The organism is Exiguobacterium sp. SH0S2 (assembly GCF_004337185.1).
In the GTDB taxonomy this organism is placed as follows: Bacteria; Bacillota; Bacilli; order Exiguobacteriales; family Exiguobacteriaceae; genus Exiguobacterium; species Exiguobacterium aurantiacum_A.
This window is the reverse complement of record NZ_SJVB01000001.1, coordinates 68,800-81,606: the sequence shown is the minus strand read 5'-3', so window position 1 is coordinate 81,606 and position 12,807 is coordinate 68,800. Positions and strand designations below refer to the sequence as shown.

16 protein-coding genes, 1 tRNA gene and 1 riboswitch are annotated in these 12,807 nt (G+C 52.5%); of the genes, 9 read left to right on the top strand and 8 right to left on the bottom strand.

The annotated features are described in order from the left end of the window. Positions 1-8 precede the first annotated feature (8 nt). Positions 9-1,403, bottom strand: coding sequence for an amidase family protein (locus EVJ21_RS00415; RefSeq protein WP_131463578.1), 1,395 nt, complete (start codon positions 1,401-1,403; stop codon positions 9-11). 120 nt (positions 1,404-1,523) lie between these two features. Here EVJ21_RS00415 and EVJ21_RS15405 point away from each other — a divergent pair, with 120 nt between their 5' ends. Further along, positions 1,524-1,685 carry a hypothetical protein gene (locus tag EVJ21_RS15405; RefSeq protein WP_173647367.1) on the top strand — a complete coding sequence of 54 codons (162 nt, stop codon included), beginning with the start codon at positions 1,524-1,526 and terminating at the stop codon, positions 1,683-1,685. A 44-nt stretch (positions 1,686-1,729) separates the two neighbouring features. Continuing rightward, positions 1,730-1,829, top strand: a riboswitch (SAM riboswitch). Positions 1,830-1,890: 61 nt separating this feature from the next. Further along, on the top strand, positions 1,891-2,409 hold the full coding sequence (msrA, locus tag EVJ21_RS00410; RefSeq protein WP_131463580.1) for a peptide-methionine (S)-S-oxide reductase MsrA: 519 nt from the start codon (positions 1,891-1,893) through the stop codon (positions 2,407-2,409). Positions 2,410-2,438: 29 nt separating this feature from the next. Here the strand turns inward: msrA and EVJ21_RS00405 are convergent, their stop codons facing one another. Then, positions 2,439-3,302 carry a GRP family sugar transporter gene (locus EVJ21_RS00405; RefSeq protein WP_131489702.1) on the bottom strand — a complete coding sequence of 288 codons (864 nt, stop codon included), beginning with the start codon at positions 3,300-3,302 and terminating at the stop codon, positions 2,439-2,441. A 144-nt stretch (positions 3,303-3,446) separates the two neighbouring features. Here EVJ21_RS00405 and EVJ21_RS00400 point away from each other — a divergent pair. The 3 genes from EVJ21_RS00400 (at position 3,447) to EVJ21_RS00390 (ending at position 4,601) form a co-directional block, all read left to right on the top strand. Next, positions 3,447-3,519: transfer RNA gene (locus EVJ21_RS00400), tRNA-Ala, on the top strand. A 115-nt stretch (positions 3,520-3,634) separates the two neighbouring features. Beyond that, a complete protein-coding gene (locus EVJ21_RS00395) occupies positions 3,635-3,967 on the top strand; it encodes a four-helix bundle copper-binding protein (protein ID WP_131463583.1) in 333 nt (110 codons plus the stop codon). A gap of 67 nt (positions 3,968-4,034) precedes the next feature. Then, the gene (locus EVJ21_RS00390) at positions 4,035-4,601 is read left to right on the top strand and encodes a 3'-5' exonuclease (RefSeq protein WP_131463585.1); all 567 of its coding nucleotides are present in this window, start codon (positions 4,035-4,037) and stop codon (positions 4,599-4,601) included. A gap of 27 nt (positions 4,602-4,628) precedes the next feature. Here EVJ21_RS00390 and EVJ21_RS00385 read toward each other — a convergent pair whose 3' ends face one another. From EVJ21_RS00385 to EVJ21_RS00365, 5 genes are all read right to left on the bottom strand, one after another. After that, complete coding sequence (locus EVJ21_RS00385) at positions 4,629-5,690, bottom strand: bifunctional glycosyltransferase family 2/GtrA family protein (protein WP_131463586.1); 1,062 nt, start codon at positions 5,688-5,690, stop codon at positions 4,629-4,631. Between the two features lie 111 nt (positions 5,691-5,801). Then, positions 5,802-6,791 (bottom strand): sodium:calcium antiporter, encoded by a 990-nt coding sequence (locus EVJ21_RS00380; protein ID WP_131489701.1) that lies wholly within the window; start codon positions 6,789-6,791, stop codon positions 5,802-5,804. A 213-nt stretch (positions 6,792-7,004) separates the two neighbouring features. Further along, positions 7,005-7,853, bottom strand: a complete 849-nt coding sequence (locus EVJ21_RS00375; RefSeq protein ID WP_131463588.1) for an HD domain-containing protein — start codon at positions 7,851-7,853, stop codon at positions 7,005-7,007. A 115-nt stretch (positions 7,854-7,968) separates the two neighbouring features. Beyond that, positions 7,969-8,673, bottom strand: coding sequence for an SDR family NAD(P)-dependent oxidoreductase (locus EVJ21_RS00370; RefSeq protein ID WP_131463590.1), 705 nt, complete (start codon positions 8,671-8,673; stop codon positions 7,969-7,971). Positions 8,674-8,711: 38 nt separating this feature from the next. Next, positions 8,712-9,269: a glycerol-3-phosphate responsive antiterminator gene (locus tag EVJ21_RS00365; RefSeq protein ID WP_131463592.1), complete on the bottom strand. Its 558-nt coding sequence runs from the start codon at positions 9,267-9,269 to the stop codon at positions 8,712-8,714. A gap of 121 nt (positions 9,270-9,390) precedes the next feature. Here EVJ21_RS00365 and EVJ21_RS00360 point away from each other — a divergent pair, with 121 nt between their 5' ends. From EVJ21_RS00360 to EVJ21_RS00350, 3 genes are read left to right on the top strand one after another with little or no spacing between them, the layout of a single operon-like run. Next, on the top strand, positions 9,391-9,810 hold the full coding sequence (locus tag EVJ21_RS00360) for a GNAT family N-acetyltransferase (protein ID WP_070327182.1): 420 nt from the start codon (positions 9,391-9,393) through the stop codon (positions 9,808-9,810). Between the two features lie 37 nt (positions 9,811-9,847). After that, on the top strand, positions 9,848-11,041 hold the full coding sequence (locus tag EVJ21_RS00355) for a cation:proton antiporter (protein ID WP_131463594.1): 1,194 nt from the start codon (positions 9,848-9,850) through the stop codon (positions 11,039-11,041). A 6-nt stretch (positions 11,042-11,047) separates the two neighbouring features. Further along, a complete protein-coding gene (locus EVJ21_RS00350) occupies positions 11,048-11,458 on the top strand; it encodes an arsenate reductase ArsC (protein ID WP_131489700.1) in 411 nt (136 codons plus the stop codon). Positions 11,459-11,494: 36 nt separating this feature from the next. Here the strand turns inward: EVJ21_RS00350 and EVJ21_RS00345 are convergent, their stop codons facing one another. Next, entirely contained in the window at positions 11,495-12,124 is a 630-nt protein-coding gene (locus tag EVJ21_RS00345) for a DedA family protein (RefSeq protein WP_131463598.1), read from the bottom strand. A 104-nt stretch (positions 12,125-12,228) separates the two neighbouring features. On the opposite strand from EVJ21_RS00345, the gene EVJ21_RS00340 reads away from it, so the two are divergent. After that, entirely contained in the window at positions 12,229-12,786 is a 558-nt protein-coding gene (locus EVJ21_RS00340; RefSeq protein WP_131489699.1) for a DNA-3-methyladenine glycosylase I, read from the top strand. The last annotated feature ends 21 nt before the right edge of the window (positions 12,787-12,807 follow it).

Genomic DNA, 12,807 nt, shown 5'->3' with positions numbered 1-12,807 from the left:
CAACGTTCTTACATAGGCGGGATCGGACGCGTCACGTGGCGTTCGAACGCGTAGGCGATACGGATGAGGTCTCGTTCCGCATAGCTCGTACCCGTGAATGACAGCCCGAACGGTGCCCCGCTCTGTTTGAGCTTGTATGGGATCGTGACCGTCGGGTGCCCTGCCTTCGCCGCCATATCGTAATTCAAGTCGTGTGGCAACGCCAGGGCGTGAAGCGTTTGTTCCATCAATAAACGATCGAGGCCGTCCGTTTTCGCGTGCCTTACGTCGGCTAAGCGTCGCTCGAGGTAGCTCGACTCGGTCAAACGCCCTGATAACTGATTCGCTTTCTCGAACGTAACTTGTCCGTGCGGGATCGTTTCCGGGTGAAGCTTGTTCCAGTCCATCAAGTCCTTGAGCGTTTCATACGGGAGCGCTGTCGTCGCCAAATACGCCTCGATCCCGAGCTTGAACTCATGGTAGAGGACGTCGCCTTGGTCAAGTCCGTCGTTTGACGGCAGGTCGACTTCGACGAGCTCGACCCCGCTCGCTTTGAGTAACGCCAGCGCCGCTTGATAGAGCGTCTGTTCTTCATCCGACAGTTCAGCCTTCACGAAACCGACGCGCATGCCGACGGCTTGACGTTCGTCGAGACACGTCCGGTACGGTGGACCGGCCGGTAGATGTGTCGTCGCCGGGTCCGAGTCGTCTTCCCCGCACATCGCTTCTAGTGCGAGCACCGCGTCGCGGAGCGTCCGCGCCATCGGACCGGCCGTATCTTGCGACCGCGAAATCGGGATGATCCCACTCCGGCTGATGAGCCCGACCGTCGGTTTGATGCCGACGATGCCGTTATGGACGCTCGGGTGGATGATCGACCCGCTCGTCTCGCTGCCGACAGCGAGCATCGTCAAGTTCGCAGCGACCGCTGACGCCGAACCAGAACTCGAACCGCCGACGTCGAGATTGTCACCATACGGATTGAGCGTCTGGCCACCGACCCCGCTCCATCCGTTCGGCATGTCCTCCGTCAAAAAATTGGCCCATTCCGATAAATTGGCTTTGCCGAGAATGACCGCCCCGTGCTCACGGAGGCGACGGACGAGTTCAGCGTCACGACCGGCAAAGTGATGCTCGAGCGCCACGGCGCCGGCAGTAGTCCTCATGAGTCCCGCCGTCTCGATGTTGTCCTTGAGTAAAACGGGAATACCGAGGAGTGGCAGCCGGTCTCCGCGTCGGTAGGCACGGTCAGCCGCCTCAGCCTCGAACAACGCGTCCGGGTTCACTTGGATGACCGCTTTCAGTTTATCGTTCAAGCTAGCGATCCGTGTCAAATAGTAGGCCGTCACGTCCCGGGCCGTGAACGTCCCTTCTTTATATCCGCGCTGTGCGGTCTCGATGTCTAGTTCAAATAAGTCTTGCATCCAATTCCCTCCTTATAGGCAATGTTATTCGGTATTCGCTGAATGCATCGAATCTCCTTGTTTTTATCGCCATTGGATGTGCAACTTGTTACACTAGAAGAAACGTTATTGGAGGTAGCCATGTCCCGCTCTTACATCCTTGTTTTACTGTCCGTGTTCGCCCTGTTCTTTCTACAATTGTTCGGGGATGATTTGCCGTGGGCATTCCCTGCGTCCATCGCCCTCATTATCTTGATTGTTGGTGCCACGCTATTTCAACTTCGGCGCACACCAAATCGTTGACGTTTAAACGAGACAGATGATATGATGCTGTCACCAACTACATATCGATATCTTGAGTGAACGAGAGACCTGGCTCTACGACTTCACAGCAACCTGCTTCGGCAAGGTGCTACTTCCAGCAAGGCATCGCCTTGGACGATATGACAAAACGCTCATGTCGATGACATGGGCGTTTTTTTGGAATGAACATGAGGGGGATTTTATTTTGGAAAAAGCTACATTCGCAGGTGGTTGTTTTTGGTGCATGGTGACACCGTTCGAGGAACAGCCAGGAATCGAAGGAATCGTATCCGGTTATACAGGCGGACACGTTAACAATCCGACGTATAAAGACGTCAAGACAGGCACGAGTGGTCACTACGAGGTCGTCGAGATCACGTTCGATCCTTCTCAATTCTCATATGAGCGCCTGCTCGAATTGTATTGGATTCAGACTGATCCGACCGACGACGGCGGCCAGTTCCAAGACCGCGGGCAACAATACGCGCCCGCCATCTTCTATCATACGGAAGAGCAACGCGTGGCGGCAGAACAGAGTCGCGACGCGCTCGCCGCGAGCGGAAAGTTCAAACAACCGATCGTGACGAAAATCTTACCGGCTGACGTCTTTTACCCGGCCGAAGACTATCATCAAGATTATCATAAAAAAAATCCGGCCCACTATAAAGCGGACCGGAAACAATCTGGCCGTGACGAGTTCATCGACCAGACGTGGACAAGCTGACAACGACGGGCCCCATGCCCGTCGTTTTTTTAGCTCTTGGCGAGCCCGAGCATGAATCCAGCGACCACGATCAGACCGATCCCCATAAAGACGAAGACACGTTCTTTCGACGTCTTTTCTTCTTTTAACAAGTAAATGCCACCGAGTGTCGCGACGACGACGTTCAGTTGAGACAGTGCGAACGACGTGGCGATGCCGACTTCTCCGCTCGAGACGAACAACCCGAAGTTCCCGATCCCCCAGGCAAGCCCGGCGAAGATGTTCTTGAACGTTTTCGGATCAAACTTTTTCACATTTTTTTCACGAAGGCTGAACAAGAGCGCGGCGATGAACATCCCGAGTGACTGCGGTAGGATGGCGGTGATGCCGTCGACTTCAAAGTAGTTGGTCAGGACGGCGTACGTCACGTAACCGATGCTCGAAACGAGGAGCACGAGTAGCCCTTTTTTCAAAGCACTACTGCTGTCCGATTCTTTATTTTGTTGATATGACGTCATGACGGCCCCGATGATGATCAAAACGAGGGCCGAGAAGCCGAGCCATAGCTCGGTCGATGTCTTCCAGTCCCCGAGAACGATGACTCCGAACAGTGATGTCCCGACAAGCTGCATCCCTGTACTGATCGGCATCGCTTTCGAGACGCTTAAAATTTGGAACGACTGGAACTGAAGGTACTGTCCGAGCGCCCAGAACACACCCGAAATGAAACCAGTCACGATCGCGAGCGTCGTGAACTCTGGTTTGAAGACGAGCGCGATGACAACCGCCATCACCATCGCGCCGATCGTCGTGCCGATCAATTGTTGAATCGGCTTGCCGCCGACAATAGATACGATAAGCGGGATACTCCCCCACATGAGTGCGGGCAGTAGCGCTAGCAAAATCATCTCCATACGTTGCACCTGCTTTCTTAATATAACATTCTGTCTATTCTTCCCGGCTCTAGCGCTCATTAAACTTCAAAAAAATGATTTTCAAACTTCTTTCGTTTTTCTTGTTGCCAAATCATTTATTAGAATGATATAATAATTTCCAACGGGGCATTAGCTCAGCTGGGAGAGCGCCACGCTGGCAGCGTGGAGGTCAGCGGTTCGAGCCCGCTATGCTCCATTCCTTAAGTCGGTCCACTGATGTGGGCCGGCTTTTTTGTGTCCCCGCCTCGGTTTAAGTCGACACGAACCGGGTAATGATTGTAAGACATCATTTATCTTAAGGGGGACTTCCAATGAACCGAGCCTCTGTCGAAGAGACGATTTTGGCCGTGATCGATTGTATCCGGGCGAGCAACCATTGCTTCTCGAAATGTTTACAAGAAGAAGACCTGCTGATGGTCTCGGAATGTATCCGGTTGACGAAAGAATGTGCCGAAGTCGCCACACTCACCTTGAACGCGCTCGAAACTGACTCTGCGTTCACAAGACCGATCGCGGCGCTCTGCGCGCAAGTGTGTGATACGTGTGCCGTCGAATGCGGGCGTCACTTATACGACCATTGCCAACGTTGCTCTGAGGCGTGCTTGCGCTGCGCCGAGGCGTGTAGGCACCTCTCGGCCGCATGATCGCTTTCCAGTCTAACCTTGTGTTAGACTTTTTTTGTACAGATTTTTAACGAAGAGAGGAACTTTTATGCCACATTCTATTCTAGCAATCGACGTCGAGACGGCCAATCGCGACAGTCGGAGCATCTGCTCTGTCGGTTGGAGTTTACTTACAGACGGTGAAGTCGTCGAGACGAACCAATTGCTCGTCAATCCTGAGGAAGACTTTGACCAAGGCAACATTCGCGTCCACGGGATTCGCCCGAGCGACGTCTGGGACGCCCCGGCATTGCCCGAAGTGCTCGAACAGCTCTATCCGACACTGAACGCCGTCGACGTCGTCATAGCCCATAACGCCGCGTTTGACATGGGTGCGCTCCGCAAAGCGATCGCCAAGTACGACTTGTTCACTTTCCCGACGATTGAATACGGCTGCACCGTCAAGTTGTCCCGCAAGCTATACCCGGGGCTACCGAACCATAAGTTGAACACGATGGCCGAGCATTTGAACGTCCCGTTCATCCACCACGATGCCGCCGAGGACGCCCGCGTCTGCGCCCTGCTCATGCGCGACATGATGATCAAGACCGGGATCACCGACGTGCGCGAGTTGCACCGCTACACGTCGGTCAAACTCGGAACGCTCGCTTATTGACGAAAGGCCCGACAGCTGTCGGGCCTTTTAGCGTTTGAAGATCCATCTTTTTTGGACGTAGTAACTCAATACGAACAACACACTGTCGACGGCGACCTTGAGGATGACCTCGCCGTCCCGGAACAGCAGGAACAACACGTAGACGAGACTCGCCGACAGCGCCATCTGCACAGCGACCAGCCCAAAGTATTTCAACATCGAGCGCTTCGCTTTCGATTTGAAGACGACTTTCCGGTTGACGTAATAATTGAATAACGAAGACACGATTCGCGCCAAAACCGTCGCCACGATGACATGGACTGATTCGAACCATGGATTCAATAAGAAAATCAACAACGCGTAAACGCCGATGTCCATTAAGAATGAAGCGACTGATGATAAAGAATAGGCCAAAAACATGCGATAAATGAGAATCGAATCGATGACTGGACGAAAATGTGAAGACGCGTTCTCGTCAACGTATACCGTTTCGATCGGTGTTTGATGAATCGGTACTTGCAATCGTTTCGTGAACGTCAACATGTTCATCTCGAACTCATAGCGGTTGCCCGGAATATCGATCAGTTGCTTGGCATAGCGGAGCGGAATCGCCCGCAGTCCGGTCTGTGTGTCGTTCAGACGGAGACCGCTGCCGAGCAACATGACAAATCTCGTCATTTGATTGCCGAACCGGCTCCGGAACGGAATCGCAGGCGACGAGAAATCACGACAACCCATGATCAGATGATGCGGCCACTTCACCCCTTCATCGTACAGGTTACGGACGTCCGCCGGCAGATGTTGTCCGTCCGCATCGACGGTGATCACGCCGGTCGTCTCAGGGTACGCATCGACGATGTGGCGGAGCCCGGTCTTTAGCGCTGCGCCTTTACCGGCATTTTGTTCATGCTCGAGCACAGCGGAGACGTCCGCCTTTACGTCATCAAACACGGCACGGCACGTATCGGCACTGCCGTCGTTCACGACGATGACATGGACGAACCCTTTGTCCTTCAACTCCTGGACCAGTGTGACGAGCGCTTGATCAGGGTTATAGGCCGGTATCAATACGACATAGTCGTCTAAACGTTCCACGGCATGCATTTGCATCGCCACCCCTCCTTCTTTCCTCTTATACCCCAGTCAGACGAAAGTGATACCGAGACAAGAAAAAAAACGTGATGGCTTTGCGCCATCACGTCACACAGACGAGCTGATGATTCATCCGGTAAAGATGAGATATGAAGAAACGGCGTAGACGAAGACGACGAGAATCGAAGGAAGGGCGTATCTGACTTTCGATGTCACTTCTTTGCGAAGGACGCTGTACATGACCAAGATCGACAGAATCGTGATCCCGATCGCCGTGACCAAGTGTGATGCCGACACATCCGCTAAAATCGACCCGTTCTGATAAAATACGTCCGACATGGCGATGATGAGCATGTTGAAGATGTTGCTCCCTAAGATCGAACCGAACGCCAAGTTGACGTTACCGAGTTTCAAGGCGACGAATACCGCGACCGCTTCAGGCAGCGACGTCGACGCCGCAATCAAGAAACTACCGACGAAGCTTGAACCGAGCCCTGTGACGACAGCGATCTGGTCACCCGTGATCGACAGCGCCGTCCCGGCCGCCATGATGACGAGTGCCGCGATAACAAACCCGACGCCGGCTTGTTTCACTGAAATCGTATCAGTCACGCTCGCACCGACTTCTTGCTCGACTTCTCGTTCGGCCGTCGGTTCTTGAGGCCGCTTCCCGATATAGTAAATCCCAATCGCATACAAGACGGCAATTAATATCGCGTCAATGCCAATGCCTAGTACCGTATAATCAATCCGGACGATGAGCGCGATCATCGTGACGAGCGTCAACATCAATCCGAGACTGGCCGTATATAGGTGGTCTCGACTTGCGTCATTGAACAGTCGCTTTTGACGATAAAATAGATCGAACATCGCCAAAATGAAGATGTTGAACAAGTTCGAACCGAGCATGTTCCCGATCGCGATATCCGGGTTGTTGATCAAGACGGCGGATACGCTCGTCGTCACTTCCGGAAGTGACGTCGCACCTGCAAGCAAGACCGTCCCGACGAGCATCCCGCTCATCGTCGACTTCTCACTGATGACATCAGCGTACGTCGATAATTTTATGGCAGCATACACTGTAATCGCAGCGGCCAAAATAAAGTAAATAAATACCATGTAAATTTTTCTCCCCTTTTCATGAATTCAAAAAGACCTTTTTATGGACGCCGAAAACGCATCCATAAAAAGGTCTTGCGGACTTGGTAAGAAGCTCGATGGACCGAGTGCATACGCACCGTAATGACGACCCATCGACCACGTTCGTGGTCGCTACTCCCCTTCTCATGTTCATGACGAATATAACACGTTCAAGGTCACTTGACAATCATTTCACTTCAACAACGTGATGACGTCCTCAGACCGGAGCGCGGCCCGGTAAGATAATTCGTTGATTGCTTGCAAGACGGGAATTGACAAGTCTTGTCTAAGACCGCTGTCTTGCAGTTGGTCTTTCAGCGTTTCGAGTTCAAGCCTTTCCGCTTCAGAGCCGTGACGATAGCCTTCCCGCATCGACTCGTTCAACTCGTAAGCAGTTTGACAAAGCGTCGACGACTCTTGGAGCCAATCGTCTTCGTGGAACCCATGCCCGATCACATCGAACAGTTTGTTCAACTTCTCGTCACGGTCTTCTTCGACACCGTAGAACAGCAAATTCAACTCGATCTCAAATTCATCGATCAAACTCGTCGTCTGACTGAAAGGCTGAAGCGCGTGGAGCAGCTCATGATAGTACCAAGACTGATCACGAAGTGGCCGCTTGAATCGTCCCCACACCTGCTTTCCTTCACGCTCAATGTCGAGTCGGATTGAGCGCAGATTATGTAACTTGTCTGCCGCTAGAAGCGCGACTTCATCATACTGGAGAGTGTGCACTTTCTGAATCGTCATCCGCTTACGTTCTTCCCACGAGTGATGCTTCCCCGGTTCCGAAACGGCTTGGACTAACCGGGCGACTTCTCGTCCGAACTCCTGTTCAATCTCCTCGGCCGTCGTCAGCGTGTCTTCTAGTAAGTCATGGAGCAGTCCGGCCGCTACGACCGGAATCGGCTGCCGGTCTTCGACGAGCAACATCGAGACGGCGACCGGGTGGGTCACATACGGAATGTTCGTCCCTTTGCGAAACTGTCCGTCATGACGGACGGCCGCAAAGCGTAAAGCCTCTTCGATCAGCTGGTGCACGACGCTTCCCCCTTCAAATTTGTTTACTCACTCCTTCCTGTTATACCCATGACTAGGACTTATCACTCACATCCGCATTTAAAATATAGGGTAATGGTCCTACCGGCAGACTTCATCAAGACTCGTAAATCATTTTCTTTGTCATTCCACCATCGACGACGAGGTTATGTCCGTTCACGAAATCGTTCATCGGATCGATCAAGTACGTAACGGCACGGACGATATCTGTCGTCGTACCGACCCGGCCCGACGGATGTTGACGATGGTCGACGTCTCGCAACGGTTCGTCGGACGTATGGATCCAACCTGGGCTGATCGCGTTCACCGTAACCGGTCGAGACGCGAGCGAGACGGCCATCGAATTGGTCAATGCGACAATCCCGCCTTTTGACGCTCCGTACGCTTCCCAGTCCGGCTCGTTTTGGTGCGCGCGCGTCGAGGCGAGATTGATGATGCGTCCATACTCCGCCCCTTCATTTAGCGTCAAAAATGCTTTTGAACAAGCAAACGTCCCGACAAGGTTGACATCGATGACATGTTTAAACGTCTCGACGTCCAACTCTTCAATCGGGGTCTCAAGTGACGACACGCCCCCATTATTGATTAGAATATGTACGACACCGAAGTCTTGTCCAATCTTCTTGAAAGTGTTGGACACGTCCTCATGGTTGCCTAAATCCATCTGTATGAACGTCACATCACGAAGCAACGGGTCCTCTCCGATGTCGAGTCCGATGACGTGATAAGACTCCGCAAAATGATGCGCGAGCGCGTAACCGATCCCTTGACTGACTCCTGTAATGATCATTGTCTGTTTCATCGTCTATCCCCCCTCGAAATCATTTACCCGGAATGTGCTTACTTAAGTCCTGCCGTACGCCAAAGCGTTTGATCGGACGTCGTCACGACCGTCGCTCCGGCCGCGAGTGCTTGCTCAACTTCGTCTAGCGACGTAATCAATCCGCCCGCGAACACGGGGATACCCGTCTGTTCTTTGACGAGCCGGATGTATTTAGGGACGAGCCCCGGCAAGACCTCGATGTAATCAGGTTGCGTCCGATTGATTAACCGATAGCTTTTTTCGAGCGAGCTCGAATCGATCAAAAATAGGCGTTGCACGGTCTTGACTTGTTTTTGTTTCGCCTTTAGGATCACATTCCCTTTCGTCGAGATGATGCCGTACGGTTTATACGACTGACAAATATATTCGGTCGCGAACTCGTCGGCCTTCAATCCTTGGATCAAATCGAGATGGACGAAGACCTGCTTACCGTGCGTCTCAAGCAACCGAAAGACCGCATCGAGACGCGATATGTGGATCTCAAGCAAGACGCCGATGGCGAATTCACTTTCCAGAAAAATTTCTACATCCCGCATATCACGAAGCGCGGGCAAAATCGATTGGTTCTCAAACATTTGGCCGCCACACCCTTTCCATTTTCTTTCATTATTCGGACAAAGGCTTTATGAAATCAAGGTTTATGAATTCAATATAGCGGGAAAACAATTACAACTTGTGTGGAGGGGGACTCATCTTATGGTAAATGAAGTCGAGGTACGGATTGAAACACCGACACCGGAGCAACATCAACAGCTCAGGGTCAAGGCCGGAATGCCAAAGCGTTCAGACAAAGGAACGATTAAAGGACTGGCCAACACGCTATTCGGTGTGTGCCTATATAGAAACGATGAGATGGTCGGCATGGGTCGCGTCGTCGGGGACGGGGGGATGGTATTCCATCTGGCCGATATCGTCGTCGACCCGGATTGCCAAGGCCTTGGGCTCGGGAAGCTGATCATGGAACATTTGATGGACTGGATCTTGAAAGAAGCGGACGAGACGGCCATCATCAGCTTGATTGCCGACATCCCGGCCGACGGGCTGTACAAGCATTTCGGTTTTGACTATTCGCGGCCAGAATCGGTCGGCATGGAGTACCAGTGGAATCAAGACTAGTCGCTGTGGACGGCGACTCGTCACAAAGGGGTGACGTATGGAACTATTGAATATTATCGTTTTACTCGGTTTAGGACTGACCGTCATCTCCGTTCTTAGCCTCATCATCGAGCGACTCTTCTTCCCGAGTATATTGGCATTTATCGCGATCGGGGTCGCCGTCGGCTTCTTCTGGGATGGGAACGAAGTGTTCAAGGTCGCCGGTGAGATTGGGATCATCTTATTGTTTTTCTTGCTCGGACTGAAGTTCCCGTTAACAGAGCTCGTCAAGCGAATGAAACAAGTTTGGAAAGCAGGCGTTTTAGACATCGTGCTCGCGTTTGGTGTCACGATCGGCATCGCTTTGCTGTTCGGGCTCGATTTTCCGCAAGCTTTCTTGATCGGGGCCGTCCTTTATGCGACGAGCTCGTCCATCTCGGCCCGGTTGCTCGAACGGAACCCGGACAAGCACGAAGATATTAAAGAATTCGTGCTCGCCTTGCTCATCTTTGAAGACATCTTCGCACCACTCATTTTGACCGTCGCTCCGTTCATCATTCAAGACGAACCGATTGCTTTCTCTGACATCGGCAAAGTGTTCGTCGGTTTCCTCGTGTTCGGGGTATTATTGTTTGTCGGATCACGCTTCGTCACGAAACAACCGAAGATCGCGAAGCACCTGCTACGTCAGGACGATGCGAGCATCGGCTTGATCGGCTTGATCTTATTCTTCGCGGGCATCGGCATGATATTCGGGTTATCGGAGATACTCGGAGCGTTCATCGCGGGGATCATGTTGGCCGGCATTCACGACGTCAGACCGTTGAAACGTCTGACCGTACCGGTCCGTGATTTGTTCTTACCGATTTTTTTCATCTCATTCGGAATCTCGATCAACCTCGAGCAAGGAGTGATCATCAACACGCTCTTCTTCGTCTTGATCGTCTGGGGCGTGCTGTCGAAGTGGATCGTCGGCCGTGTCGGCGGCAGGCTGTACGGGTTGACGCGGGTTCAAGCGAACGAGGCCGGTTTCTCGCTCGCACCTCGAGGCGAGTTCTCGATTCTTTTCACCGCGCTCTCGAACGGTGCCATCAACTTGTTCGTCGGATTATACATTTTCGTTTCCGCCATCATTGGCATCGTCTTGTTCCGCTTCTCTGAAAGTTTAGCGGCGAAGACGGAGCAGACGCTCAAAAGAGTCTTACCCGAGGAAACTGATAGAAAACCTGACCAAACCGATAAAGGAGACTGAAAACTCATGGTTGAAGTTGCCTTCGTATGTATTCATAACTCATGCCGCTCTCAAATGGCAGAGGCGATCGGACGCGATGTGCTCGGAGATATCGCCCGCGTCCACTCAGCCGGCACGGAAGATTATCCGGAAGTAAAGCCGCTCGCGCTCGAGGCCGTCCGGGAGATCGGTCTTGATCCGTCGGGTCAACACCCGAAACGGCTTGACGAGATTCCGGACCGGCTCGACTATTTGATTACGATGGGTTGCGGGGTCGAGTGTCCGTACGTACCGACGACATATCGGGACGACTGGGGGCTCGACGACCCTTCCGGTCAGCCGCTCGAAGCGTTCCGGGAGACGCGTTCGCAAATCATCACGAAGATGAAGCAGTTGCGCGAACAGATTTTGAACGACCATCCTGAACTCCAAAAATAACGGGCCCTCTTAGGAGGACCCGTTTTTTAGTCGCCATCAAACCGACGACGCTTTGTTCGACTGTTTCCGTTTCCGCCGCTTCCGCCACAAGACGAAAGCGATGATCGCGATGACGAGAAGCGCGTACATCACGTATGAATACACGTCGAGATAGCCTAAGATCGATTCCCAGTTCTCCCCGACCCGAATTCCAATATAAATCAGAATCGAATTCCAGATCACCGTTCCGGCTGTGCTCAACAGCAAAAATTTAAGGAACGGCATGTTCGACATACCGGCCGGCAGCGAGATCAAACTCCGAACGACCGGCATGAGCCGACCAAAAAAGACCATCCAGCCGCCATAGCGGTCAAACCACGCGTCCGCTTTTCGGACGTCATCGATATCGAGTCGAATCCACTTCCCGTGTCGTTTCGTCCACCGCTCGATTTGTTCGACGTCTAAATATAATCCGATGCCATACAACAAGACCGCTCCTAAAATGGCACCCGCTGTCGCCGCCAAGACGACGACCCAGACAATCAAGTTTGTTTTGACCGCAAAGAACCCACCGAACAGCAAGACGACTTCTGACGGGATCGGCGGGAACACGTTCTCGATAAAGATCATGAACGCGATGCCGAAATAACCGTACTGTTCAATGATACTGATCATCCAATCTCGCATAAATCCATCAACCTCCAATATGACGTATTATACCCGTCCATGAACGTCGGCAATCGTTCCGACGTGCTAAAATGAATCGACAACGAAAAGGAGATGAAAGCAACATGGAAGAGACGTCACGCTGCCCTTGGTGCGGCACAGACCCGGACTACGTTCGGTATCATGACGAGGAATGGGGCAAGCCGGTCCACGATGACAAGAAACATTTCGAATGTTTGACGCTCGAGAGCGCGCAGGCAGGGCTCAGCTGGATCACCATCTTACGGAAGCGTGAGAACTATCGGCGTGCGTATGCCGATTTCGATGTCACGCGTGTCGCCGACTATACCGATGTCGACATCGAACGGCTGCTGTCAAACGATGGCATCGTCCGTAATCGCCGCAAGATTGAAGCGTCGATCAACAACGCCAAACGGTTTCTCGAGATCCAGCACGAGTTCGGTACATTCGATGCGTACATCTGGTCGTTCGTCGACGGAAGGGTCATCAACAACGACTGGACGTCGGTCGAAGAGGTTCCGGTGACGACGGAGCTATCGCATCGCTTGAGCACAGACTTGAAACGACGCGGCTTTAAATTTCTCGGTCCGACGACCGTTTACGCCCATCTGCAAGCGACCGGTCTCGTCAACGACCATCTGATCGACTGCCCCGCCAAATGATTTTTTGTTATTTTAGTCAAT

Excerpts from the sequence above, each read along its gene's own strand:
- EVJ21_RS00415 (WP_131463578.1), bottom strand. The coding sequence starts at position 1,403 with ATGCAAGACTTATTTGAACTAGACATCGAGACCGCACAGCGCGGATAT.
- EVJ21_RS15405 (WP_173647367.1), top strand. The coding sequence starts at position 1,524 with ATGTCCCGCTCTTACATCCTTGTTTTACTGTCCGTGTTCGCCCTGTTC.
- EVJ21_RS00405 (WP_131489702.1), bottom strand. The coding sequence starts at position 3,302 with ATGGAGATGATTTTGCTAGCGCTACTGCCCGCACTCATGTGGGGGAGT.
- EVJ21_RS00395 (WP_131463583.1), top strand. The coding sequence starts at position 3,635 with ATGAACCGAGCCTCTGTCGAAGAGACGATTTTGGCCGTGATCGATTGT.
- EVJ21_RS00390 (WP_131463585.1), top strand. The coding sequence starts at position 4,035 with ATGCCACATTCTATTCTAGCAATCGACGTCGAGACGGCCAATCGCGAC.
- EVJ21_RS00385 (WP_131463586.1), bottom strand. The coding sequence starts at position 5,690 with ATGCAAATGCATGCCGTGGAACGTTTAGACGACTATGTCGTATTGATA.
- EVJ21_RS00380 (WP_131489701.1), bottom strand. The coding sequence starts at position 6,791 with ATGGTATTTATTTACTTTATTTTGGCCGCTGCGATTACAGTGTATGCT.
- EVJ21_RS00370 (WP_131463590.1), bottom strand. The coding sequence starts at position 8,673 with ATGAAACAGACAATGATCATTACAGGAGTCAGTCAAGGGATCGGTTAC.
- EVJ21_RS00365 (WP_131463592.1), bottom strand. The coding sequence starts at position 9,269 with ATGTTTGAGAACCAATCGATTTTGCCCGCGCTTCGTGATATGCGGGAT.
- EVJ21_RS00360 (WP_070327182.1), top strand. The coding sequence starts at position 9,391 with ATGGTAAATGAAGTCGAGGTACGGATTGAAACACCGACACCGGAGCAA.
- EVJ21_RS00355 (WP_131463594.1), top strand. The coding sequence starts at position 9,848 with ATGGAACTATTGAATATTATCGTTTTACTCGGTTTAGGACTGACCGTC.
- EVJ21_RS00350 (WP_131489700.1), top strand. The coding sequence starts at position 11,048 with ATGGTTGAAGTTGCCTTCGTATGTATTCATAACTCATGCCGCTCTCAA.
- EVJ21_RS00345 (WP_131463598.1), bottom strand. The coding sequence starts at position 12,124 with ATGCGAGATTGGATGATCAGTATCATTGAACAGTACGGTTATTTCGGC.
- EVJ21_RS00340 (WP_131489699.1), top strand. The coding sequence starts at position 12,229 with ATGGAAGAGACGTCACGCTGCCCTTGGTGCGGCACAGACCCGGACTAC.